This window comes from Streptomyces sp. WM4235 (assembly GCF_001279725.1).
GTDB lineage: Bacteria > Actinomycetota > Actinomycetes > Streptomycetales > Streptomycetaceae > Streptomyces.
Map to the genome: position 1 here is coordinate 172,498 of NZ_LGDE01000226.1, position 21,844 is coordinate 194,341.

Below are 21,844 nucleotides of genomic sequence, written 5' to 3' on the forward strand. Positions count from 1 at the left end.
GTGCGTGTTCGGCATACAGATCCGCCCGTTCCCTCGGGATGCAGATGGTGCGGCGAGGAGCAGGGCAATCACGGTCAGCGCTGGGCTGCATCTGTGGGCGTCCACACATGGGTGGCACCAACACGCGCTCAGCGGCTGAGTCGGATGCAAGCCCGACGATCACGCAGGACAGCTCAGTCGTCCTCGGACCAATAGCCCTGTCCAGCAGTGGTGGCGATCTTCATGGCGGTCTCGAAGGTCGAGACGAGGGAAGCCGGCACGTCTGACGGCACCCGCAGCCTGTGAGTCAGGGCCACAACCATGTCTTCCTTGGACCGTGGTGCCTGGGACGAGTGCTTATAGACCAGGGTGTGCAGGTTCTTGCTGAACTTGCCCTCGGTTCGAAGCGCGGACACTTCCTCGGCCTTCCACTGCAGCTCGTCGTCGCGCGGCCACAGGGCGTTCATGGTATCGGCCCACTGGTCGTTCCCGAACACGTCCTCCAGCTCGTTCGGTGCTCCGATAAAGAGGCAGTCGCCCTCCGTGAAGCCTTGCCTTTTCAGACGATCGAGATTGAATTCTTTGTTCTTGTCGCGGAGGGAGTCGGCGTCCACCAGGAATTTCACCGTGCGGTGGTGCTCTTTGAGGAACTTGGCGAAATTGAGTGCACCGTCATTCCCTCCGCACGACCACAGTGCGATTCCGGCAGACTGAATCGGGTATCCGAAGGCGAGCTTGAACAGGGCCGGGAGCGCAGCGTACTCGGTCGCTCCTTCGACTGCGATGAAGCATTTTTCGTGCAGTAGGACGCTGTTGCGGAATCCCAGCGAGGTGGCCATGTTCGACAGGAACCGGCGCGTCTCTACGTCAGTGTCGTCGCCTCCGAGGGACTGAATGTAGGCTCGGCCATCTCGACTGTTCAGGTGGACGATGTCCTGAATGTCTACGCCGTCGATCAGGTTGAGTGAATGGGTGGCGACGACCACGGTCGAGTGGGTTCCCCGGGCTGAGGCTTTGATCATCTCCATGACTCGCCGCTGGTGGTCGTAGTCCAAGTGGGTGTCGGGCTCGTCGTAGACGATGATGACGCCGCCACCGGCACTGTTCTCCGTGGTCTCGGACAGCAGCTGCTGGCTGGCTTCCCACAGTGCAAGGGTGATGCGCCGGGACCGGCCGGCTCCCGCGGCGGACAACGGAACCGGGTGCTGGCCGCGGGCGGATGCCGCGAGTGACACGTTACTGACGGACGGCTTGAACTGGATCTGCGGTTCAAGAGTGAACTCGTCGAACGCGCACCGTTCCTTGACCAGCTTGCGGAGCTGGTCTGCGTCCTCCTTGAGCTGGTCGGAGAACTCTTCCTCCAGGTCGGTGATCTTCTGCCGCGTCGTCTCGTCGAGGGTGTACTCGCGCAGTTTCGCAGTGAGGATGCTGCGGACCACAGCTTCCGGCGACTCAGCGGAATCGCCCTTGAAGTAGAGGAGCTGCGGCAGGGCGTCTTTGAGTTCAGCCGGTGCCGCAACCCAGTCGGTGACTTGAGGGCCGGTGGTCGCGTGGGCTTCGAGCACCTCAAGCCAGCTTGCCCGGACGTTGGGTTGGCCGCTCGACAGGGTGAGGCCCAGGTTGGATGCCAGCTGACGCAGTTCAAGAACCTTGAGCGCGTGAAGATCCCTGAGCTCGGAGCTCTGGGGAACTCTGCCCTCCCACTCCAGGTGCACTCCTTCGCCCTCCGCAAAGCGGCGCCGGATCCGAACCGGTGAGGACGCGTTGAGGAGCTCAGTCTCGGCGGCCGAGATCTCGAACTTTCCCTCCACAACCACCGCTCGCGGCTGCTCGTCGTCGCCGAGCACCGGCAGCGCGGATCGCTCAGCTTCACCGATCGCGAAATGCGAGATGTCGCTTTCCTTGATGTCCCGCTCGCCCAAGAGAAAGGCGAGGGCGTCCAGGGTTGCGGTCTTCCCACAGTCGTTGTGACCCGTGAGGATCGTCTGTTTCCTGATCGGGATATCCCGTACGTGCGCCAGGGAGCGGAAGTTAGTGACGCTGAGCCCGATGAGTTGCACGATGTCCCTTGCTTCTAGCGGTACGGCCGTCGGAGGTGCGATCGACGGTCACCGCTGGTAACACACCCTTCGACTGTGGGTTGGAAAGACTCTAGCGTCTACGCGACTTGGGGGTGCAGGTAAGTGCCATGTGCGAGCGCACCCTCGGACAGCAAGAGTGCTGAGGCCGGTTGAGGAGCATGTATCGACCGGCCTGCTTGTGCATGAGCTTTGAGTCGCCACCTTCAGGAGGCTGCACCGCCTGCTGCTGCACGCGGTTCGAGCCGATGGCCTTCGAACAGTCCTGACAGGGTCTCGAGCAGTCCACGCGGAGCCTGAAGGCCCGTGGGTCTACGGCGTCGACCTCTGGTTGACGCCGATGTCTTGCCGTTCACTTCTAGACTCCGTCCCAGTGCGCTCCTCCAACAGCCGTTGACCGGGTGAGCACGATGCGTTCCGACGGTATGGCGCCGGCCGCCATCGCCCAGGGCGAGCAGCCCTCTCGAACTGGTCGCCTGCAGGAACCGGTTCGCGGCTCTCCTCCACGGCTTGCGCGCCAGCTTCGGACGTCCGAGGCCCGAGAGCGCGTGATCTGACTGGGCCCGCGCCCGATGGTGCTGCGCCGCCAGGGTCCTGTGGGGGGCCCGCACGGCCGGGGCGGCCGAGTCCGCTGGCAGCAGCCGCACGAGCTCTTACGATTCCCTGCCCATGGGGCACTTCTAGAAGGATTTTCCTGCGACACGCGGAATATGAGAGACCATTCCCGGTCTTCACGGAGGAGTGGTAAGGCTCAACCGTTGGCCAAAGGTGGGCAGTTTTCTCGCCTTTCAGCCATCACGTCACACTCGACAGGTTGGCCGATTCTATCCGAGGCATGAAGATCTCCACCTGCTGCGACCTCCCCGTCCCATGATCCATTGGCTCGATCCCTGCCACAAAGAACGACTCATTCCCTTCCGTCACTGAAAGCGATTTCCGGACGAGAATTGCTTTTCGATTGCCAGGCCAGGGAGTCGATCTCACTCTTATCTCTCAAAGTCCGGAAGGCGAGTGGGGGGAATTGTGGTGCCCGAGTTAAATGTGATGGAACTGGCCACCAGTGGCGCGACGATGCTCGTGGCGGAAATGGTGAGGAGCTCTTGGGAAGCCGTACGGGGAGCGATGGTCGGCATCTTCCGGCACGGGAGCGAGGCCCGTGCCGCCGAGGAGATCCATGACCTCGACCTCCGCCACGAGAGTGTCGTGCAGAGCTCCGAGGAAGAACGGGCCGCGGTGGAGGAGCGGGTGCGCGGAATGCTCCTCATCCAACTCGCGGGGTTCCTCCAGCGCCACCCGGCCGCCGCAGCGGAGCTCTCCGCACTCATCGAGGAGAAGCAGGACTCGGAGTCGGCCAGCGGAACAGGTCCGGTCATGACCGCGAAGGGCAACACGGGCAGCCAGGTCCTCATGGCCGGTGGCTCCATCACCGGCAGTGTCTCCTTCCGCGGGGAGCCGACCCAGTGACCGACGGGTTCGGCGCGGGCGCGGATTGGCCGGAACCCCCAGTCGAGGTCAAGAACGACCTGGACTGCATGCCGGCTCTGCCTGACAAGCCCCTTGAGCCGCCGACGCAGGCCGGGCCGCCCCTGGTCGAGCCGGCAGGGAGGGAAGGGGGCTTGCGTCAGACGGTGACGGGGGCGGTGAACTCCCGGATCATCGTCGCCGCCGGCCCCGTCACCCTGCACGAGAAGCAGCCCCTGACGGTCCTGGCGATCTCCGAGGCCGAGCTGAAGGTCGTCCGTGAGGCCTGGGTGAGCCAGAGTTCGGACGGTGCCCAGATCACGGTGGCCCGCGACGCCGCCGACCTGGTGCTCTCGGGGGATTCTGCCCTCGCGGTGATCGCCGGCGCGCCCGGGACGGGAAAGCGTACGGCCGCGATTCGCGCACTGCGCCAGATCTCCCTGACACGTCCCCACGGAGGCCAGCCGCTCGCGCTGAAGGAGATCCGTCCGGACTGGGAGGACGTCGCCACTCCGGACATCGCACTGCTTCCGAAGGATCCCGGGACCGCCTACCTCTTGGACGTCGCCTCCGAGATGTCCCGGTGGACGGCTCCCGGGAAGGCCGCCGAGGCTCTTTTGCAGCATGCCGGGACTCTGCAGTCCCTGGGGTCGTGCCTGGTTGTGGTGGCCGATGAAGGAAGCTGGCCAGAAAACGCGTCCGGGGCACTGAACGCTGTCGTGCAGCGGGTGAAATTCCGGCCGTACGCAGAGCTAGTAGCGTGCGCACACCTGGAGTACGTGTACCGCAAACCCAGCCTCAAAGCACTGTTCAGCAAGGCAAGGGATGGGGAGGAGGCAGGGTCCGCATCCCATCTCCTCACCGAGGACACCAGTCCGGCCGATGCCGCCCGCCTGGCCGCAGGGCTGGCATCCTCGGACGGCACCACCGGCGGCATCGAGGACGCCATCGCCGCGTTCCAGCAGTGGAGCACCGACGTCATCGGGGTGTTCAAGAACACCGAACAGAACCCCGAGGACCGGGCCCTGCTGATCGCCGGCCTGTTCCTCAGCGGTTCCGATGCCCTCACCATCCAGGCAGCCGCCCGCAAACTTCTCGCCGATAAAGCCGCCAAAAGCGTGCGCGACGTCCTGACCGGCCCCGACCTGACCACCCGCCTCGAAGGCGTCCACGCCCGTGTGACGGACCGCACCGTCGACTTCGGTCACAAGCCCGGCTACGCGAAGGCAGTACTGCTCCACCTGTGGCACCAGCGAGCCGACATCCACGGTTACCTGCTTGCCTGGCTCGACTTGATCGTCGCGGACGAGGCCCACTCGGCGCAGCTCGCGGGGATCAGCGACCTGCTGGTAGAGCTTGCCATCGCGGAGAGCGACTTCCGCGTGGTGGAGAAGATCAAGAAGTGGATCGACGACAGTAGCGACGAGGGTCACCTTCAGCTGATCGCACGCGTCCTGGGCCGAGCCGCCGTGTCCGGGTCTCTGGGCCCGGAGCTCCGGTCAAAGCTGCTGACCTGGGCTCTGAGCTTGTTCCGCTTTGACGGACACCTTTGGTGTGGTGGTCAGGCCGCGAGGGCGGTCTCGTATTCGGCGGGGCTGCGGTAGCCGAGGCTGCTGTGGATGTTGTACCAGCTCTCGATCCACTCGAATATCGCGGTGTGGGCGGCGGCCCGGCTGGGCCAGGGGTGGCTGTCGCCCAGCTCGTTCTTGAGGGTGGAGAAGAACGATTCGGCGAGGGCGTTGTCCCAGCACTGACCGGTGCGGCCGACCGACAGGCGAACGCCGAACTTCCCTGCGAGAGCGGCGAGTTCACGGCTGGTGTACTGACAGCCGCGGTCGGAGTGGAAGATCACCGGCCCGGACGGGCGGCGGGTGCGGTAGGCCGCGGTGAGGGCGTCGGCGACGAGTTCGGTCCGCAGGTGGTCGGCCGTCGCCCAGCCGACGACGCGGCGGGAGGCGATGTCGATCACGGTGGCCAGGTAGAGCCAGCCCTCGTCGGTGGCGATGTAGGTGATGTCCCCGCACCAGCGGGTGTCGACGGCGGCCGGGTCAGGCCGGAAATCACGAATGACCAGGTCAGGACGGGTGACCGCGTGTGGGTCGGGGATGGTGGTGCGAAGCCGGCGCCCTCGGGTCCGGCCGGTGATGCCTGCCTGCCGCATCAGGCGGGCCACTCGTCGGCGACCGCAGCCAGCGCCTTCGCGCTTGAGGACGGCGTGGACGCGCGGGGCACCGTAAGTGCCGCGGGACTTCTGGTGAACAGCGGTGATCTGCTCGGTCAGCTCGGCGTCCCGCACCGCCCGGGGGCCAGGGGTGCCGTTGCGGCGGGCGTAGTAGGCGGTCCGGGAGACCTCAAGGAGCTCACACGTCCGTTTGACGTTGTGACCTGCGGTTTTCTCCGCCTCGATGAACGGGTCCACGTTCACCGGGTCTCCGTCGCGAAGAAAGCCGTCGCACGCTTGAGGATGTCGACGTCCTCCCGCAGCCTGCGGTTCTCCCGCCGCAGCGCAGCCAGTTCCTCACGTTCGCTGCTGGTCAGACCGTCCCGTTCACCGGCGTCGACCTGGGCCTGGCGGACCCAGTCCCTCACCGCCGTCTCGGTCAGGTCGAAGCCCCTGGCCACCTGGCCGACCGAGCGGTCACCCCGCCGGCACAGCTCGACGATCTCGGCCTTGAACTCCGGCGTGAACGAGCGCCGAGGACGCGCCTTCTTCTTCCCCATGCTCTCCATGATGAACATCATCCTTCCGGGGCCCAAGCCCCTGATCTCCGATGTCCGTCAAAGCGGATCAAGCCCATCAAAGCGGATCAAGCCCACTCAGGATCCCTCCGAGTCCGTGCTGCGCGTGGTGGCTCTCGTCTGCACGGGCGAGTTCGCGGACCGCTACCCGCGCCAGGCCCTGATCCGGCTGCGGCACATCCTCAACCGGCCGGCACAAGACCGTGCGGTATCGGGCGCGGCGACCGCGCTCCAGCGCATCGCGGCCAAGGAAGGTCAGTTGCCAACGGTCTGGCGGATGGTCAGTCGCTGGATCGATACGGACAAGAAGGAGGACAGGGACGGCGTGCACCGGGCCTTCCTGGCTCTCCTCGATCCCGAGAGCGACCCGTACGTCCTCCAGGTCATGCTGGAGGCAGCCCATCAGGACAGCGGGGTCGAGGAAGCCATCGTCAAGGGGTGGAAGGCGTCCCTTGACAACACACATGTCGACCCCGAGTGCCGCCGTTTGATCAGGGGCTGGGCCCAGGCCCGCTCGCAAGGTTTCGTACGCCGCGAGCAGACCGCCGACATCCTCAACAGGATCATCGAGCAGCACTTGGTGAGCTCCCCGATCTCCGCGCTGCTGTTCGGGGACTCGACCGTTCGCGATGACAAGGCCGTCATCGAGCTGCGGCGTGATCTGCTGCTGCCTGCGCAGCTGGCCCGGTTCCAGCTCGATGCCCCGGCCTCGGAGTCGTGATCGCGACCAGTGCCCACACGAGCTGAACGAAGAGAAGCGAAGAAGATCCGCGCGGGGCTGGCCCGAATCGAGGCGCGCGTGCGCAGCAGGTACGAGGGCATCGGGTTCCACGTGGTGATGGCCGCGTCCGTGCAGAGCGATCCCCCTTACGCGATGGACGCGCAGGAAGTCATCGACGAGGTCCGGGCGCGAGTCCGTCACCATGCGGCCGACGTCCTGCAGCACTGCGAGGTCTTCGACCTGCCCTCGGTCCAGGACCACTGCGCGCGTGCACTGTCCCACGTACGGTCGCTCGCCTGCGATCCACCCCTGAAGTTCGCCGCCACGGTCGTCGTGGACCTGCTCCCCGACGACCAGGCCGCGGTGGCCGTACTCCTGGCCGCTCAGCGCAAGCAGGCACTCGAGGACACCCTGCGGCGCCAGAAGGCACAAGCGATCGCCGAAGAGCTCGCCGATCCGGCCACAGCGCTCCTCCACATGCTTCAGGGGGAGAAGGCTGACTGGTCGAAGGCCACTGAGGACAAGGCCGGCGCGCTGGCGAAGATATTCGCCCAATACCGGCCCCCGCACCCTCAGGGATCCGAATATGCACTGGTCGAGGTGGTCCGCCAGTTCCTCGACTCCTTCACCGAGCCGGAGCCGAAGAGGATGCTCTACGAGTTGCTGGCCGGGAGCATGCGCGCCGCCAACCGCCCCCAACAGGCCGCCAGCGTTGAGCAGCTCATGGATCTGTCTGCCGATCCCCAGGAGGTGCTGTGAAGAGTGCGGGACGCGGCGGACGGTACCGCCGATGAGCACAGGCATCTGGCGGTGGATCCTCGCGCCGAGAACCAGCTGGGCGGCCTGGAAGCTCTGCCGGGCTGGTGACGGCGCCATCGATTTCGACGTTGCATGGCGCCAGGCCCGCCTGCGTCGCCACCCCGACGAGATCGAGTTCCGGGCCGCCGGCCACCGCTACGACGGGGTACCCGAGGAACTGCCCGTCTGCGACCCTCCCTGCCCGCCCTAGAAACAGCGGTGAGTACTTCGGCGTATCGCCTCGGATACGCCGAAGCAGTGGAGTCCGCGCTCCGTTGCAGTACTTCCCACCCAGCCCGCTTGCTACTTTGATAGCGATATGGCTGGGTGGGAGCATGCACGACGCCTACGTACCCTGGCCTCGTTTCGACCGCCGCGCCCTCCTGCTCCTACTCGACGATCAGCAACGACTCCTGCTGTGCGGCTCATGCTGCCGCGGCTGGACCGTCCCCGAGATCCGCCTGGGCTCCAACACCGACTTCCTGGGAGAAACGAACCGGTTCCTCACAGAGCGGTTCGGCCTTCCCCGCCCCGCGCTGTCGGGCCTCTACGGACTGCACCAGACCCGCCACCAGGAGAGCTGGCAGTACGACCGCACCACAGCGTCCCGCGCCTACATCGCGAGGGTCAGCAACACCCAGTCCGCGATCTGGCAAGAGACCGGACCGTCGCACGCCCGATGGGGACCCCGGGAACTGAAATGCCGCCGGAGGGAAATCTCGCCCGAGGGGATCGTCCTGCTCGCCACGGGATACCTCGAGGGCTGGCTGCCTGACGGTCCGCTCGGGTTGTCGTAGAGGGCCTGGAAGCCGGGGAAGATTTGGCTCCAGCCCGAGCAGCCGCGTCCCGCGCCAACTGGATCCGGCGGAAGGCCGCCCCGGTTGGGGCTGGGGCAGCCTTCCCGTTCTGTGCGACAGATTCTTCCGGCATCGAGACTCTGGTGGCCCCTGAGGGCTACGCCTCGTCGTCTTCGCATTCCCTGACGAACCAGAGATCGAAGGACTGGCGCCGGACGCCCGGCGGCCGCTCACGGGTACGGACCATCGCCATCAGGAGCTCTCGATCACGTGCTCGATCCGCGGGTCGACGATGTCCAGTTGCCCGGAGGGGACGGCGACGGCCTCCGTGCTCCAGCCCCAGATGGAGCGCAGGCTCCGCAGGGGGTCGTTGTGCCCAGCCCGGCCGTGCAGCATCCGGTAGTTGTCGATGCACAACATCTCGCCGGCTTCCAGCCGGAACGTCGGTCCGTTGTCGCGGGCGTCGAGGGCCGCTTCCTCCCACTGCCGGATGAACGTCCACGCGTCCTGCTCCTGCGCACCGTTCACTGGTGACAGATAGGGGTGGTAGCGCCCCTGAAACCGGCCGGTGGGAGTAACGCGCACGATGGGGGCGTAGCCGTCCTGCGGATAGTTCGGCTCGGAGTGGTCTATGTCGACGGCCCTGCAGAACGCGGCAAGGTCGGCGCGGAGCGGGTCCGCCTCAAGAAGGCTGATCATCGCGGAGGTGTCGATCAGGAACGACTCACCACCGGTGACGGCCGGGCGCTCGCACCACAGGAACAGGTGGTCGGGTGCGAAATCCCCGAATGCGTAACCGTCGTTGTGGGGAGGCATGAGCTCCTGCGAGATACTGAAGGAACGCTTGCGTCCCGAAGCGTCGGCGGGTTGCACCGACACCGCTTCGGCCTGGGCCGCCTCGCTCTGCCCGGTCACGTCGATCTGGGTGGTGATCCGCACTGCCCTGTCCCCCATGACGCGCTGCCCCATGGACAGCGCGGTGGGTTCATCTGGGACACCGGTAAGTATGGCGGCGCCCTGCCGGTGGACCAGCTCGCGCGCCTGATCTGCGCTGGACACCCGGACCGGTACGACGCTTGCCGCGCGCGTGCTCAAGACACTCTCCTCTGAGTCAGCGAATGAACCGCTCCAAAAGGGTCCGGTACCCGTGGATTTCCTCCTTCGAGAACCAGACGCCCAGCTCGTAGGCAGCCTCGTCGCGACTGCTCGACGCGTGGACGACGTTGGCGATTCCCTTCCCGGTCGCCTCGCTCGACCTGCGGCTGTCGTGCGCGAGATCCCCGCGGATGGTGCCGGGAGCCGCCTCGTCGGGACACGAAGCACCCACCATTTTGCGGACGGTGGCGACGACGTCGTGCCCTTCGAGTGCCACGGCGATCACCGGCGCCTGCTGCATGAAGACCGCGCTGCGTTCGTAGACGGAACGGCCGAGCCGCTCCTCCAGGTCGAAGTAGTGGCGGCGTACGAGCTCTGCGTCCATCCTCGCCATCTTGACGCCTACGATCTTGAAACCGGCATCCTCGAACCGCGACAGCACCCTTCCGGAGATTCCCCGTACGACGGCATCGGGTTTGAGCAACACCAGGGTCCGTTCGGGGGTGGTGTCACCCGGTATGAGGTCCACTCTCACTCTCCTTCCTGCTGCCGCACGAGCTGGGGCGGGAAGCCGTCACTTTTCTACACGCCTTCCCGTCCACCTAAAAGTGCTCCTAGGAGGACCTCCGTGGGGGTGGCCCTTCGGCCACCTCTTCGGTGCAGGTCCTTCGGCCACCTGTCTCACCCCGGGCCCGGCGCCCAACATCGGACCATGGCTGTGGAGATCGAGCGCAAGTTCCTCGTCAAGGACGAAGTTTCCCTCCGTGACGTCCCGTCGATCCCTGTGCGTCAGGGCTATCTAGTGCGGGGCGATGGGAGCGAGGTGCGCATACGGCAGGAGGGAGCGGCGTACTCCCTGACCGTCAAGCAGGGCAAGGGGCTCGAACGGTCGGAGTTCGAGATCTCCATCGACACTGGGCAGTTCGAGACCTTATGGCCAGCGACCGAGGGCGCCCGGGTGGCCAAGGCCCGTCGCCTGGTCCCCCTCGAGTCCGCCCGTGTGGCGTGCGTGGACACATTCGAGGGCGCTCTCGCAGGACTGGTCACCGTGGAGGTGGAGTTCGGGACGGTGGAGGAGGCACACTCCTTCGAGCCTCCCGGCTGGTTCGGCACCGAGGTGACGGACGACGGCCGGTTCGCGAACGGTGTGCTGAGTACCCAAGGAGCGCCCTGGTGACCCGGGTGGCGGTGGTCGGCCTAGGCCGGATGGGAACGGCCGTGGCGCGACGGCTGGCGGACACGGGGCACGAGGTCACGGTGTGGAACCGGACCAGGATCGCGCCCGAGACGGTGCCCAACGCGCTACGCAGGGCGGCTAGCCCCGCGGAGGCCGCCGCGCGAGCGGACGTCGTCGTCCTGCTGGTGGCCGACGACACGGCACTGCGCGCGGTGGTCAGCGGTCCCGACGGGGTAGCCCGCGGCGTCGTCCCTGGGGTTGGCACCGTGGTGCAGATGTCAACGGTCGCTCCCGATTCCGCGGCTTGGCTCGCAGAGGAACTACCAGCGGGCGTAGGCCTGTTGGATGCACCTGTGATGGGTAGCGTGGACGCCGTCCACAGCGGGACCTTGACCGTGTTCGCCAGCGGCCTCCCTGAAGTGGTGGAACGCTGGACCCCTCTGCTCCAGAATCTGGGACCTGTACTGCACGTCGGCGGGACCGGCGCCGGCACCGCGGCCAAACTGATGGCCAACGGTGCGCTCTTCGGCATGGTCGCACTGCTGGGGGAAGCCATGGACCTAGCCGCGGGGCTGGGGCTGGCGCCTGCCGTCGCCTTCGATGTGTTGAACGCCACGCCCCTCGCCGCTCAGGCCACGCGGCGCCGCGAGTCGCTCGTGAAGGACGACTATCCCCCTAGGTTCACACTCGACCTCGCAGCCAAGGACGCTCACTTGGTCCTCGGAGCGGCCACGGCTGCTGGGGTGAGTCTGCCCCTCGGTGAAGCCGCTCTGGATTGGATGCTCCGAGCCGCCCAGGCCGGGTACGCGGGAGAGGACTACACGGTGATCCTGCGCCGTCCCGGCCGTTCGTATCAATGACCGGTCGGGATCCGCTCCGGGAAGTCGAGAGTCGCCACCGTGCCGTCGAGCGTCCCGGACAGGTCCTCCAGCAGCTGACGCACCTTCTCTTCCTCGTCGACGACAACCACAGTGAGAGGAAGCCATCCGTTCGGGCGGAGCATTGTGGCGCGTGACCGGCGCGTGTGCGGGAGAGGCTCGCCCTCGAAGACGCTGGCGCCGGCAATGCCCGACCGGCGGGCTCTACGGACGATCTCGAACCACAGGGGGGTGCGGCGCCACATGGCCGCGCCGGTCAGGTGGACGGTCAGTCTGCACAGGTGAAGGTTCATGGGGCAGTCCAGTGATGGTCGGGGCCTCGGTCAGAGCGTGCGCAGCGGCGCCGGAAGGTGATCCCACAGGCTGAGGTGGACGACACGCCATCTCCCCTTCTTCCACTCGAGGGAGGTGATCGTGGCGTTGTACACCTGGAAGCAGGTCAGGTCGGTTTTCATGGCGACTCGCAGCACGGTCTTGATAAGCCCGCCGTGCGTTACCGCGAGCACCGGACCGCCCGTCGTCTCGGCCTGCCGTACAAGTTCGGCCAGTGCCGTCCATGCCTGTGCGCGGAAGCCTGCATAGCGTACGGACAGGTCGCGGACCGGCTGCGGTCCGGCGACCAGAGGACCTTCGGTGACCGGGAGTTCGTCCACGACGTGGAAGGGGGCCTCGGCCAGGCTCGGCTGCACGTCGGCCGGTAGCCCCAGGGCCTCGGACACGCAGGCGGCGGTCTGGCGAGCGCGCTCGAGGGGGCTGGTCACCACGGAGGCGACGTCCAAGCGTCCTTTCGCGTCCAGCGCGGGGTGCGCCGCGAGCCAGCCCGCGAGCAGCCGTGCCTGGCGCTGGCCCGCCTGAGACAGCGGGGTGTCAAGGTTGTCGCTGGGGGCGACCTGCCACTGGGACTGGCCATGCCGCGCCATGTGGATCTTCATCGTGGGTTCCCGCCTTTCAGGCCGCCCGTACCGAGTCGGGCTCTGCGCGCCGGCGCCGCAGGTTCCGGTGCGCTGGCCAGGACCGGCAAGGGTTCGATCCAGCCGTGGGACACGGCTCTGCTGAGCCAGACGCCACTGACCTGGGAGGTGAGGATCGAGAGCACCACGAGCGTCACGAAGAAGCTCTCGTTGATCACTCCGGCTTCGTAGGTCACGGACGCGAGGACGATTCCGGGTCCCCCTCTGGCGTTCATCGCGACCGCCAGGTTGACCGCCGACCGCGGGCCTTCGCCAGCCAGGCGGGCGCCGATCCAGACACTGGCGAACTTGGCAGCGAAGGCGAAGACCGCGAACCAGCAGAAGAACAGGACGTCGAACTGTCGCACTAGGTCCAGGCGCAGGCCGACTATGGCGAAGTACACGGGGACGAGGAAGTTCATGGACAGGGAGTGCAGTTCGGTAGAGGCCTTCGTCTTCTCGTCGACGGTGACCTCGGGGCTGCACAGTCCGGCGACGAGGGCGCCGAAGATGGGGTCGATCCCCAGTCCGATGCAGGACGCACACAGAAGGAACAGGAGCACGAGCCGGTCGGCGAGCACCGACGACCGGGGGGCGGCCCCGGGAGCGGTCCTGGAGAGCCAGCGGACCAGTGCCGGGCCCCGCCAGAGGAAGATACCGAGGAACAGCGTGGGGACGACCGCGAAGTACGCCACGGTCCATGGGACTGAGGTGATGCCAGAGGCGGCGAGCAGGCCGTAGCCCTCGCCGCCGCGCTGCTGGGACAGGCCCAACACGATGGCGAGGACGACGTAGAGGACTACGTCCTCGATGACCGCGACGGTCAGGACGATCTTGGAGAACCGGGTTCCCATGATGTCGAGGTCGAACATGATGCGGGCGATAACGGGGACGCTGGTGACCGCCACCGCCATGCCGAACACGAGCGCCAGGGAGTCCGGGGTACCGGCGCGGCCTGCGAGGCCGTCCATGCCGATCTGCCGGGCCAGCAGCAGTCCGAGGGCGAAGGGAATCACCAGGCCCGCGACGGTGATCGCCGAGATGGTGCGGCGGGCGACACCGGTCGTGTGTCGGCGCATGCCGACGCCCGTCTGGTAGACGAGGAGCAGCAGCCCCAAGTGGTAGAAGATGCCCAGAGCGCTCGCTGCCCCGCCCTCGCGGGGCAGCAGCCAGGCCTGGAAGTCCGGCAGGAGCAGTCCGAGAAGCGTCGGGCCGAGGACGAGACCGCCGGCGATCTCGCCCACGACTGTTGGCTGGCGCAGGCGTTTGAAGAGGTGACCGCCCGCGCGGGCCGCCGTCAGCAGCAAGCACAACGCCAGCAGTACGTGCCCGACGTCCGCCATTTTCAGTGACATGAGCGCTCCCCTGGTGGTTGGGTGATCCGTTCCTCGGCTCGCTCAGGACGACGGCCGTCAGTTGCTGTGCCACTCCATCCGTTCGAGCCACTTCGCCACGCCGTCGTCGTCGTTCGACCCGGTCACCTCATCCACGGTGGCGAGCACGTCGGGGTGGGCGTTGGCGACTGCCACGGCGTGCCCGGCCCACCGGAGCATGGGAAGGTCGTTGGGCATGTCACCGAAGGCGATGACGTCGCGGTCGACGAGACCGAAGGTCCGGGCCACGCCCCGCAGTGCGTCCGCCTTGGTCACCCCGGCGCGCATGACCTCACAGAACAGTCCTGAGGACAGGGTGACTTCGAAGCCGGGCAGCACGTCACGGACGGCTGCGCAGTAGTCGCCGGCCGCTCCGTTCAGTTGCACGATCATCTTCCCGAAGCCCTCCCGGGTGAGGGCGTCTTCGATCCGTGGCACGCGCCGCGCCAGCTGGCCGCCAAGGGCGGATGGCAGCGCGAACCCTTCCTCGAGCAACAGGTCGAACCCCTGTTCCGCGCCCAGGCGCACGGCGGGGAAGTGCTCCCGCAGCACCATCACGGCGGCAGCGGCTCCCGTCTCGCCGATCGGGCTGTACGCAACGAGCTCGTCGCGTGCGAAATCGTAGACGGAGGCTCCGTTGCCGCACACCGCCAGTGCCCGGCCGCCGACGGCCACCACCACGGCACGGGTGTCCCGTACGGGCCGGGCCGTGGCGATCACCACCACGTGTCCGGCGTCGTGAACCCTGCGGATCGCCAGCCGGGTACGAGGCGACACCTCTCCGGAGGAGTCGAGGAGGGTTCCGTCCAGGTCGCACACGATCATCCGACGGTTCAACGTGTCAATGCCCCTTCTCGTTCGGGAATGCGGAGCGTGGAGACGGCCGCCACCGCGAGGACGGCGGCGATGCCGGGAAGCAGGAAGGCCCATCCGAGACCTCCGTGCTGCCTCACCAAGCCGGCCAGCGAAGACCCTGCGGCATTGCCGGACAGGACGGCCGTGACCACCCAGGCGAACGCTTCGGTAGCCATCCCCCGTGGCGTCAGGTCGCCGACGATGGAGAACCCGCACGTGAGTACGGGTGACAGGAAGGCTCCGGCACAGAACATCAGGACAGCGGTGGGCAGTGCAGGCAGGACCAGCGCGAGAGGCAGGAAGGACAGCGCCATCCCGATGAGCAGCGTCCGCAGTTGGCGGTGGGCCGGGGCCTGCCAGGTGCGGGCCCCGAAGGTGAGTCCTCCGAGGAGCGCCCCGAAGGAGTTGACCCCGAGCAGGATGCCCGACAGGCCCGGCCAGTCGGCGTGTTCCTCGTAGGCGACGGATCCGATGTTGATTGCGCCGAGCGCGACGCCGACGCAGCCCAGGCCCAGCAGGAGCCGCCTGAGTTGCGGGGAACGCAGCGGTCCTGCCCAGTCCGCTGTGTGAGGTTCACCGCGCCAGTCGCGGACCACCGCAGGAGCGACGAAGGCCAGGGTGCCGGCGGCGACCGTCGCCGCCACGACGACGAGCGCGGTGCCAGGAGACCAAAGCGACCCGATGAGCACGACGAGCAGAGGGCCACTGACGAAGACGATCTGCTGGAGGGAGGCGTCGAGCGCGAAAGCGGGGGTGAGCAGGCGCCGGCTCGGCAGCATGCCGGTCCACAGCGCGCGTAGGCAGGATTCGAGCGGGGGTGAGAAGAGTCCGGCGACGACGACCGCGGCTGCTGTGAGCAGAGGCTGGGCGGTTCCTTGGAGCACCAGCCAGACGAAGCCCGTGGCCGACGCCAGAGCGCTTGCGAGGAGTACGGGACCCTGACCCCGCCGGTCCACCACCCTGCCCAGGAGCGGGCCGCCGACGGCCACGCATAGTCCGTACAGTGCGGTCAGGCCACCGACAAGGCCGAATCCCGCTCCTTCGGAGCGTAAGTAGAGTGCGATTCCGAGGGGAGCCATCCCGTTCGGTAATCGGCCCACGAGGTTAGTTGCGAGGAGGTATTTGACGGACGGCTGCGCTAAGCACTCTCGATACGCGTCCAACATGCCCGAGATCATCCAATTCTTCCGTAGCGTCAGGACAGTGGGGCGGAGACGGCATGAGATGTGCCCCACTTCATGTAATCACACGCCACGGCCCGGGACTCGGCCGTTAGGAAGGTCCGGCACCACGGGGCCCGCTCTATGCGTGTGCGGGCACGACTTTGAGCACATCCGATTCCGTGATATTCAGCGCACCGGCCGCCAGGATGGCGTCCGTGATTTCCGGAAGCCCTGCCCGCAATACCAGTCCCTGGAGTACAGACACGCCAGAATCGACAATATCCACACCGGCACGCCAGGACCCGGCGGGCATGAGAATAGTCACCTCGTTCAATTTCTCGGATGGAACCCGGACGGTCATCAGAATGCGTGAGGAACCGGCGTGCGCGGAGTCGAGTAGCCGGATCACGTTCCGTATCCGCTCTCGCTTCTTCTCGTCGCCCGCGGCAGCCGGACTCGCAATGACCTGCGGTGTACACGTCCGGATGGTCTCCAGGACACGGAGGCCATTGTGCCGCAGGGAGGCCCCCGTCTCGACCACGTCGATCACCGCGTCTGCGAGCTCGGGTATCTTCGCTTCGGTCGCCCCGTAGGAGTGGACCATTTCCACGGCGATCCCGGCGTCCTCGAAGAATCGCCGTCCTATGTTGACGTATTCCGAGGCGACCCGTGTCCCGCTCCTCAGGTCGGCGACCTCATCGGCCGGGTGTTCCATGGGGACGGCGAGTACGAGCCGCCATGGAGAGTCGGTCAGCTTGGCATAGGTGAAGGATTCGAGCACCTCGACCTTCGCGTCGGACTCCTCTATCCAGTCCGCCCCGGTCAGACCGAAGTCGAACATTCCGCTTTCCACCACGAAGGGAATCTCACGCGGCTTGTAGAAAGCCACTCGGATAGGGCCGCCGTAGTCGATGCTGCCGCGATAGGAACGGTCCGATGAACGTCGGACCTCTAGACCGGCCCGCGCGAAGAGATCCAGTGTGCGCTCTTCCAGGGACGATCCCTTGGGCAGTGCGAGGGAGAGCATGGGTCCTCCTTAGACGTAGAGCAACCGGTCGATTCCAGTGATAGGCGCCTGAAGAGGGCTGGCGGGCCTGATCTCTATTTCCCCCACCACCACGTCGCTCGGGAAGTCGACGAGGGATCCGATGCACCGGCCGATCGAGTCGACTGCCATTTTGTGCGGGGACTCGTCGCCGTCCAGGTTGGCGATGGCCCCGGGGGACACCAGGCACGCGCGCACGCCGTTCCTCCGTTCCTCCAGCAGCAGCGTCTCGACGAAGGCGGCCATCGCGGCCTTGGTCGCGCTGTAGGCGACTCCCCCCTCGAAGTAGTGCGTCCCGGCATGGCTGCCCATGAAAACGATCTGCCCCCTGCTGACGCGCAGGGCGGGCAGGACCGCCCGGGTGAGGTGGAAGCTGGCGCTCAGGTTGACCGCGAGCATCCGGTCCCAGTCCCGCGCTTCCATGGCTGCGATCGGCTCCAACACCCGCTCAACTGCGTTCGAAATGCACACGTCGATGCTGCCGGCCTGCTCCAGCACCCGCTGCACGGCGGCTTCGATCTGGCCGGGGTCGGCGAGGTCGCAGGCGAACTCGGTGACCAGGTCGTCCCCGGTCAGCGTCCGGTTGAGGCAGAAGACGCGGTAGCCGCGGCGGTGCAGCTCGGCGGCGATGCTCCTGCCGCTGCCCCGGTTCGCGCCGGTCACCAGGGCCACGCGCGGCTCAGGCGAGTTCATCGAGCAGCTTCCGCCAGGCAGCGGCGATTTCCTCGTGGCTGGCACCCCTGCGGAAGAGATCCTTGTCCAGGGAGGACCCGTCGGGGTGGCGCAGCCGCATGCAGTCCTGCGAGACCTCCGAGATGAGAACCGGCTCCCGGTCGGGCGTGAACCCGAAGATCAGGCAGAAGTCCCATACCTCGACCGGGCTCAGCCACGCCGCCAAGGTGTCGTTCACAGCCAGGGCGAGGCGGGCGAGTTCCTCGACGGGCAGGTCCAGTGCCCGCAGGTAGCTCTCGGCGATCGGCTGGTCCTCGGGGTCCGTCCGGTAGTCGAACTTCACCACGGGGGCCGGCAGTACCTGCTCCGGCTCGAACAGACCGGGGTACTTCACAAGGGTGGATCCGACCGCGCGGTTCTTGACCACGACCTCGAAGGGCGGAGCCGGGCAGTACTCCGCCAGATAGCAGGTGGGCGAGACCCGTCGCGAGAACGCCGTGCGCACCCCGTCCTTGGCTAGGCGGGCCGCCGCCCGCTCGTAGAAGTCGAGACGCAGGGGCCCGGTCGCGGTGACGATCTCGTCCCGGTCGAAGGTGAAACTGCGCAGGCTGGGAATGATTTCGATCAGGCACAGACCGTCGGACAGGAGCCACAGTTTCTTGCTCCTGCCCTCGATGTCGGGAGTCCGGCCCTCGCGCCAGGCCAGAAGGTCTTCGTTCGACAGATCCCCGGAAACTGTGTCCGGTACGTGAGAGCTACTCACCGTTCTCCTTCGGAATGATGACGTCACCTGGTCCGGTAATGAGCCCCAGCCGCTGGGCCATCAGGAACAGCAGCATGGTCTTTCCGTCGACGACGGGTTGCCGCATCAATTCGACAAAGGCCACATCGACCGACATCTCCAGAACTTCGTTCTCCTCTCCTTCGGAGGCCAGACCGCCACCGTCGGACACTTTGTCTGCCGGTGAATAGTCTCCGAAGAAGAGGTGCAGCCGCTCGTCGCTCAACTGCGGGTTCATATAGGTGGTGAGGAGGTGCCGCAACCGGCTCACCCGGTAGCCGGTCTCCTCCTCCGCTTCGCGGCAGGCGACTTCGTGTGCGTCCGCGCCGTCCAGAAGGCCGCCGGGCGCCTCTAGGAGAGTTCCGCCCGGGGCCCCGTCCAGCAGTGCGGGAAGGCGGAACTGGCCGGTCAGTACGACAGTGTTCCGGAGGCGGCAGTACAGCAGCGCCACCGCCCGATCGCCGCGGCCGGCTACGAGGCGCTCCAGCCGGTGTTTCTCCCCATTCCGGAACTGATAGTCCAGTGTGTATTTGCGCAGGGTTACCCAGTCCTCGTGGACCACTTCGGAATGACTTATCTCGACCCGAGACCCCGCACCTTCGGACACCTGCACCCCCACGGTCGCTCTCTCGGCACCGTCGTACTCTCGTTCAGGGACAAGATCCCGACAAGTGAACCTTGGGGGTAGCCGTTGGTACACCTCGCCTCAGGCTGCCGGCCTGACATATCGTGCGACGGGTTCGGATCGCAGCCAATGCCGCGACTCCTTTGCGGCAGCTCTCCGGACGCAGATATCGGCGGAGGAGATCCAGATATGTCCCTGACCGGAGCACAGAGGCTCGGCGAGAAACTCGACTACGAGAGCCTGCACAGCGTCATCGAGAATCTCCCGAAGGAAATGAACGAGGAGACCGTGGCAGGAAATCTTGCCATGATGAAAGCGCTCAGCCAGCCCGAGGTCATCGCCCCGATCCTGACCGAGGCGATCGAGCGCGACCGGTTGCGCAAGGAGATCGCCGACCGCTCCTACCGGCACGTCAACCACTTCGACAAGATCGTCCTCATCGACACGGGCAACAGCCTCGGCTACCGGCTCACCCTCCACCTGTGGGCGCCGCCCTACACCGAGGAGGAGCTCAACGACGAGATGATCCACGACCACCGCTTCAGTTTCTGGTCGAGCGTGCTGGTCGGGAACCTCGTATCGGAGAATTTCACGCGCACCACCGACGGCCCGTCCTTCCAGGAATACCGCTACTTCCCGGAGAAGATCGGCCTGTCCACCATGTCCAACTTCTACGAGTTCATGGGTGAGACCGGGCTGACCACGACCGATCCGTCGCGCGTCCCGGCCGGCCGTTCCTACTTTCTGCTGAACGAGAGCATCCACCGGGTGCTGCTTCCCCGAACGGAGACCACCTGCACCCTGGTGCTGCGCAGCCCCCGGGTCCGAAGCTACGCGAACGTCTTCAACACGGCCTACCCGCGCACCGACACCACCATGAACAACGTGATGTTCACACCGGAGCAGTTGTCGCAGAAGGTCTCCGACCTCGTCGCCAGGATCCAGACGACCCGCTGAGTCCCAGGAGGGGCAACCAACCATGGCCGAACCGAAGGTGCTCGACGAACCGGTATACACCAAGAACGGTAACTCTGCGCTGTTCAACCAGCTGGCGCTCAAGATCGAGATGGACTCCGTCTCGCAGGAGGAGTACTACGCGTGGCTCGACGACGCCACGCGGACCATCGGCGCGGCGGTTCCCGGTGCGCAGATCGCCGAGAAGGACAACGCGCGCCAAGCGCCGCCGCTGAACACCGCCGTGTACTACGACACGCCCGACCACCGGGTCCTTCCCACGGGCGCGCTGCTGCGGACCTCCTGCAACAAGATCACCCACGCATTCTGCGCGTACAAGGGCGCCCACGACGAGCACAGTGTGCGGCGTGACTACCGGTACATCTTCGACGGCGAGCAGAAGCGCGTGATCCAGGAGGCGCCGGCCTCGGACGAGGCGGTCTCCCTCGTGTACGCCCTGCTGCGCCGCACAGACATCGAACATCCCGGCACCCTCCTGCTGCGGGAGCACGACATCGACCCCACGGAGCTCACGCCCGCCCTGCTGTTGGAGGACTACCGCTACACCTTCTTCGTGTGGCTGGACGGCAAGGACGCCCTCCGGTGCAGCCTGGACCGTGCGTTCGTCTCGAACCTGCGCCTCGACGAGGACGAGCGCTCGGTGCGCCCCGTGAGCGAGGTCGAACTGGCGATCTACCCGCATATCTCGCAGGAGGTTGCTGCGGACCCGCGGGTGGTGTCGCTGATCAAGGAGTTGTCGCGCTCCTTGTGTGGGCGCTTCGACACACGCGTGACCACGGCCATCAAGTACCAGCGCTCGGCCAAGGCCCTGGGGATAGGCGGCTGATGGAATCCGCCTGGCGACTCTCCGTCCATATGGACGAATCCGACCGGTGGGGACGGCGTGCGTTGCACACCGAACTCATGGAACGCGCGCTCGAGTTCGGCATCCCGTCCGCCGGTGCCATACGCGGGATCGAAGGCTACGGAAAATCCGGGATCCTGCACACCAACCGCATCCTGAGCATGTCCGACTCCCTCCCGGTGATGGTGACCCTCGTCGATGAGGACGAGGGCCGCCTGCGCGCCTTCGTCGCCTCCCAGGCACCGCTCCTGAGGGGCAAACTCACACTCCTGGACTGCGTGCAGAGCGTCGTCTCCGCCGCAGCACTGTCTGTCACCCGTGGGAGGAGGGGAGCATGACCACCGCAATCTGCATCGAGCGCATCCACACCACCCCGGGCGTGCACCCGTACGACGAGGTGAGCTGGGAGCGTCGTGACGTCGTCATGACCAACTGGCGCGACGGCTCGGTCAACTTCGAGCAGTACGGCGTCGAGTTCCCCGACTTCTGGTCGGTGAACGCGGTCAACATCGTCACGAGCAAGTACTTCCGTGGTGCTGTCGGCAGCCCGCAGCGCGAGACTGGTCTGAAGCAGCTCATCGACCGGATCGTGAAGACGTACACGAAGGCCGGCGAGGACTTCGGCTACTTCACGTCGCCCGCGGACGCGGAGATCTTCGAGCATGAGCTGACGTACGCGCTCCTGCACCAGATCTTCAGCTTCAACTCGCCGGTGTGGTTCAACGTCGGCACGCCCCAGCCGCAGCAGGTCTCCGCCTGCTTCATCCTGGCCGTCGACGACTCCATGGAGTCGATCCTCGACTGGTACAAGGAAGAGGGCATGATCTTCAAGGGCGGC

At 66.3% G+C, this 21,844-nt stretch carries 25 protein-coding genes and 1 pseudogene; 12 read left to right on the forward strand and 14 right to left on the reverse strand.

The genetic code is table 11. The features are described 5' to 3' along the window. Positions 1-173: 173 nt before the first annotated feature. Complete coding sequence (locus tag ADK55_RS17275; protein WP_053679686.1) at positions 174-2,039, reverse strand: ATP-dependent nuclease; 1,866 nt, start codon at positions 2,037-2,039, stop codon at positions 174-176. A gap of 1,044 nt (positions 2,040-3,083) precedes the next feature. Here ADK55_RS17275 and ADK55_RS17280 point away from each other — a divergent pair. Both ADK55_RS17280 and ADK55_RS17285 read left to right on the forward strand, forming a co-directional pair. After that, a complete protein-coding gene (locus tag ADK55_RS17280; protein ID WP_159041430.1) occupies positions 3,084-3,521 on the forward strand; it encodes a hypothetical protein in 438 nt (145 codons plus the stop codon). Continuing rightward, positions 3,518-5,122, forward strand: a complete 1,605-nt coding sequence (locus ADK55_RS17285) for a hypothetical protein (RefSeq protein ID WP_053679690.1) — start codon at positions 3,518-3,520, stop codon at positions 5,120-5,122. Before ADK55_RS17280 ends, ADK55_RS17285 begins: the two co-directional genes overlap by 4 nt. On the opposite strand, the gene ADK55_RS17290 is transcribed toward ADK55_RS17285, so the two are convergent. Then, positions 5,080-5,943: an IS3 family transposase gene (locus tag ADK55_RS17290; RefSeq protein ID WP_053679692.1), complete on the reverse strand. Its 864-nt coding sequence runs from the start codon at positions 5,941-5,943 to the stop codon at positions 5,080-5,082. The two genes, ADK55_RS17285 and ADK55_RS17290, sit on opposite strands and share 43 nt — an antisense overlap. Beyond that, entirely contained in the window at positions 5,940-6,248 is a 309-nt protein-coding gene (locus ADK55_RS17295; protein WP_053679779.1) for a transposase, read from the reverse strand. The genes ADK55_RS17290 and ADK55_RS17295 overlap by 4 nt, the downstream gene beginning before the upstream one ends. Here ADK55_RS17295 and ADK55_RS17300 point away from each other — a divergent pair. The 4 genes from ADK55_RS17300 (at position 6,247) to ADK55_RS17315 (ending at position 8,573) form a co-directional block, all read left to right on the forward strand. Then, a complete protein-coding gene (locus ADK55_RS17300) occupies positions 6,247-6,978 on the forward strand; it encodes a hypothetical protein (RefSeq protein ID WP_159041431.1) in 732 nt (243 codons plus the stop codon). The two genes, ADK55_RS17295 and ADK55_RS17300, sit on opposite strands and share 2 nt — an antisense overlap. Before the next feature lie 9 nt (positions 6,979-6,987). After that, the gene (locus ADK55_RS17305; RefSeq protein ID WP_159041432.1) at positions 6,988-7,737 is read left to right on the forward strand and encodes a hypothetical protein; all 750 of its coding nucleotides are present in this window, start codon (positions 6,988-6,990) and stop codon (positions 7,735-7,737) included. 31 nt (positions 7,738-7,768) lie between these two features. Beyond that, complete coding sequence (locus ADK55_RS17310) at positions 7,769-7,987, forward strand: hypothetical protein (RefSeq protein ID WP_053679698.1); 219 nt, start codon at positions 7,769-7,771, stop codon at positions 7,985-7,987. A 124-nt stretch (positions 7,988-8,111) separates the two neighbouring features. Then, positions 8,112-8,573 (forward strand): hypothetical protein, encoded by a 462-nt coding sequence (locus ADK55_RS17315; RefSeq protein WP_053679700.1) that lies wholly within the window; start codon positions 8,112-8,114, stop codon positions 8,571-8,573. Positions 8,574-8,825: 252 nt separating this feature from the next. On the opposite strand, the gene ADK55_RS17320 is transcribed toward ADK55_RS17315, so the two are convergent. Together ADK55_RS17320 and ADK55_RS17325 are read right to left on the reverse strand one after the other, a co-directional pair. Then, positions 8,826-9,668 carry a TauD/TfdA family dioxygenase gene (locus ADK55_RS17320; RefSeq protein ID WP_053679702.1) on the reverse strand — a complete coding sequence of 281 codons (843 nt, stop codon included), beginning with the start codon at positions 9,666-9,668 and terminating at the stop codon, positions 8,826-8,828. A gap of 16 nt (positions 9,669-9,684) precedes the next feature. Further along, positions 9,685-10,197: a nucleoside-diphosphate kinase gene (locus tag ADK55_RS17325; RefSeq protein WP_234350096.1), complete on the reverse strand. Its 513-nt coding sequence runs from the start codon at positions 10,195-10,197 to the stop codon at positions 9,685-9,687. Between the two features lie 183 nt (positions 10,198-10,380). Here ADK55_RS17325 and ADK55_RS17330 point away from each other — a divergent pair, with 183 nt between their 5' ends. Both ADK55_RS17330 and ADK55_RS17335 read left to right on the forward strand, forming a co-directional pair. Further along, positions 10,381-10,845, forward strand: a complete 465-nt coding sequence (locus ADK55_RS17330; protein WP_053679704.1) for a CYTH domain-containing protein — start codon at positions 10,381-10,383, stop codon at positions 10,843-10,845. Continuing rightward, positions 10,842-11,705 (forward strand): NAD(P)-dependent oxidoreductase, encoded by an 864-nt coding sequence (locus ADK55_RS17335; protein ID WP_053679706.1) that lies wholly within the window; start codon positions 10,842-10,844, stop codon positions 11,703-11,705. Before ADK55_RS17330 ends, ADK55_RS17335 begins: the two co-directional genes overlap by 4 nt. Here ADK55_RS17335 and ADK55_RS17340 read toward each other — a convergent pair. The 9 genes from ADK55_RS17340 to ADK55_RS17380 form a co-directional block, all read right to left on the reverse strand. After that, positions 11,699-12,016: a DUF190 domain-containing protein gene (locus tag ADK55_RS17340; RefSeq protein WP_053679708.1), complete on the reverse strand. Its 318-nt coding sequence runs from the start codon at positions 12,014-12,016 to the stop codon at positions 11,699-11,701. The two genes, ADK55_RS17335 and ADK55_RS17340, sit on opposite strands and share 7 nt — an antisense overlap. A 30-nt stretch (positions 12,017-12,046) precedes the next feature. Continuing rightward, a complete protein-coding gene (locus ADK55_RS17345; RefSeq protein ID WP_053679710.1) occupies positions 12,047-12,655 on the reverse strand; it encodes a histidine phosphatase family protein in 609 nt (202 codons plus the stop codon). Beyond that, on the reverse strand, positions 12,652-14,028 hold the full coding sequence (locus ADK55_RS17350; RefSeq protein WP_078999040.1) for a cation:proton antiporter: 1,377 nt from the start codon (positions 14,026-14,028) through the stop codon (positions 12,652-12,654). The genes ADK55_RS17345 and ADK55_RS17350 overlap by 4 nt, the downstream gene beginning before the upstream one ends. Positions 14,029-14,085: 57 nt before the next feature. After that, positions 14,086-14,883, reverse strand: a complete 798-nt coding sequence (locus ADK55_RS17355) for an HAD family hydrolase (RefSeq protein ID WP_159041433.1) — start codon at positions 14,881-14,883, stop codon at positions 14,086-14,088. After that, positions 14,880-16,079, reverse strand: coding sequence for an MFS transporter (locus tag ADK55_RS17360; RefSeq protein ID WP_078999044.1), 1,200 nt, complete (start codon positions 16,077-16,079; stop codon positions 14,880-14,882). The genes ADK55_RS17355 and ADK55_RS17360 overlap by 4 nt, the downstream gene beginning before the upstream one ends. 124 nt (positions 16,080-16,203) lie before the next feature. Beyond that, positions 16,204-17,091 carry an ATP phosphoribosyltransferase gene (gene hisG, locus ADK55_RS17365; RefSeq protein ID WP_053679719.1) on the reverse strand — a complete coding sequence of 296 codons (888 nt, stop codon included), beginning with the start codon at positions 17,089-17,091 and terminating at the stop codon, positions 16,204-16,206. A 9-nt stretch (positions 17,092-17,100) separates the two neighbouring features. Further along, positions 17,101-17,802: an SDR family oxidoreductase gene (locus ADK55_RS17370; protein ID WP_053679721.1), complete on the reverse strand. Its 702-nt coding sequence runs from the start codon at positions 17,800-17,802 to the stop codon at positions 17,101-17,103. Continuing rightward, complete coding sequence (locus ADK55_RS17375) at positions 17,789-18,544, reverse strand: phosphoribosylaminoimidazolesuccinocarboxamide synthase (protein ID WP_234350097.1); 756 nt, start codon at positions 18,542-18,544, stop codon at positions 17,789-17,791. The genes ADK55_RS17370 and ADK55_RS17375 overlap by 14 nt, the downstream gene beginning before the upstream one ends. Beyond that, the gene (locus ADK55_RS17380) at positions 18,537-19,181 is read right to left on the reverse strand and encodes an NUDIX domain-containing protein (RefSeq protein ID WP_053679724.1); all 645 of its coding nucleotides are present in this window, start codon (positions 19,179-19,181) and stop codon (positions 18,537-18,539) included. Before ADK55_RS17380 ends, ADK55_RS17375 begins: the two co-directional genes overlap by 8 nt. A gap of 195 nt (positions 19,182-19,376) precedes the next feature. On the opposite strand from ADK55_RS17380, the gene ADK55_RS17385 reads away from it, so the two are divergent. From ADK55_RS17385 to ADK55_RS17400, 4 genes and pseudogenes are all read left to right on the forward strand, one after another. Beyond that, the gene (locus tag ADK55_RS17385; RefSeq protein WP_053679726.1) at positions 19,377-20,144 is read left to right on the forward strand and encodes a hypothetical protein; all 768 of its coding nucleotides are present in this window, start codon (positions 19,377-19,379) and stop codon (positions 20,142-20,144) included. A gap of 22 nt (positions 20,145-20,166) precedes the next feature. Further along, the gene (locus ADK55_RS17390) at positions 20,167-20,988 is read left to right on the forward strand and encodes a hypothetical protein (RefSeq protein WP_053679728.1); all 822 of its coding nucleotides are present in this window, start codon (positions 20,167-20,169) and stop codon (positions 20,986-20,988) included. Then, a complete protein-coding gene (locus ADK55_RS17395; RefSeq protein ID WP_063839556.1) occupies positions 20,988-21,344 on the forward strand; it encodes a DUF190 domain-containing protein in 357 nt (118 codons plus the stop codon). The genes ADK55_RS17390 and ADK55_RS17395 overlap by 1 nt, the downstream gene beginning before the upstream one ends. Then, a pseudogene (locus ADK55_RS17400) lies at positions 21,341-21,844 on the forward strand (vitamin B12-dependent ribonucleotide reductase); the annotation flags it as partial. The gene ADK55_RS17395 and the pseudogene ADK55_RS17400, both read left to right, overlap by 4 nt.

Excerpts from the sequence above, each read along its gene's own strand:
- ADK55_RS17350 (WP_078999040.1), bottom strand. The coding sequence starts at position 14,028 with ATGTCACTGAAAATGGCGGACGTCGGGCACGTACTGCTGGCGTTGTGC.
- ADK55_RS17340 (WP_053679708.1), bottom strand. The coding sequence starts at position 12,016 with ATGAACCTTCACCTGTGCAGACTGACCGTCCACCTGACCGGCGCGGCC.
- ADK55_RS17385 (WP_053679726.1), top strand. The coding sequence starts at position 19,377 with ATGTCCCTGACCGGAGCACAGAGGCTCGGCGAGAAACTCGACTACGAG.
- ADK55_RS17395 (WP_063839556.1), top strand. The coding sequence starts at position 20,988 with ATGGAATCCGCCTGGCGACTCTCCGTCCATATGGACGAATCCGACCGG.
- ADK55_RS17345 (WP_053679710.1), bottom strand. The coding sequence starts at position 12,655 with ATGAAGATCCACATGGCGCGGCATGGCCAGTCCCAGTGGCAGGTCGCC.
- ADK55_RS17370 (WP_053679721.1), bottom strand. The coding sequence starts at position 17,802 with ATGAACTCGCCTGAGCCGCGCGTGGCCCTGGTGACCGGCGCGAACCGG.
- ADK55_RS17310 (WP_053679698.1), top strand. The coding sequence starts at position 7,769 with ATGAGCACAGGCATCTGGCGGTGGATCCTCGCGCCGAGAACCAGCTGG.
- ADK55_RS17390 (WP_053679728.1), top strand. The coding sequence starts at position 20,167 with ATGGCCGAACCGAAGGTGCTCGACGAACCGGTATACACCAAGAACGGT.
- hisG (WP_053679719.1), bottom strand. The coding sequence starts at position 17,091 with ATGCTCTCCCTCGCACTGCCCAAGGGATCGTCCCTGGAAGAGCGCACA.
- ADK55_RS17295 (WP_053679779.1), bottom strand. The coding sequence starts at position 6,248 with ATGGAGAGCATGGGGAAGAAGAAGGCGCGTCCTCGGCGCTCGTTCACG.
- ADK55_RS17315 (WP_053679700.1), top strand. The coding sequence starts at position 8,112 with ATGCACGACGCCTACGTACCCTGGCCTCGTTTCGACCGCCGCGCCCTC.
- ADK55_RS17300 (WP_159041431.1), top strand. The coding sequence starts at position 6,247 with ATGATGAACATCATCCTTCCGGGGCCCAAGCCCCTGATCTCCGATGTC.
- ADK55_RS17330 (WP_053679704.1), top strand. The coding sequence starts at position 10,381 with ATGGCTGTGGAGATCGAGCGCAAGTTCCTCGTCAAGGACGAAGTTTCC.
- ADK55_RS17360 (WP_078999044.1), bottom strand. The coding sequence starts at position 16,079 with ATGATCTCGGGCATGTTGGACGCGTATCGAGAGTGCTTAGCGCAGCCG.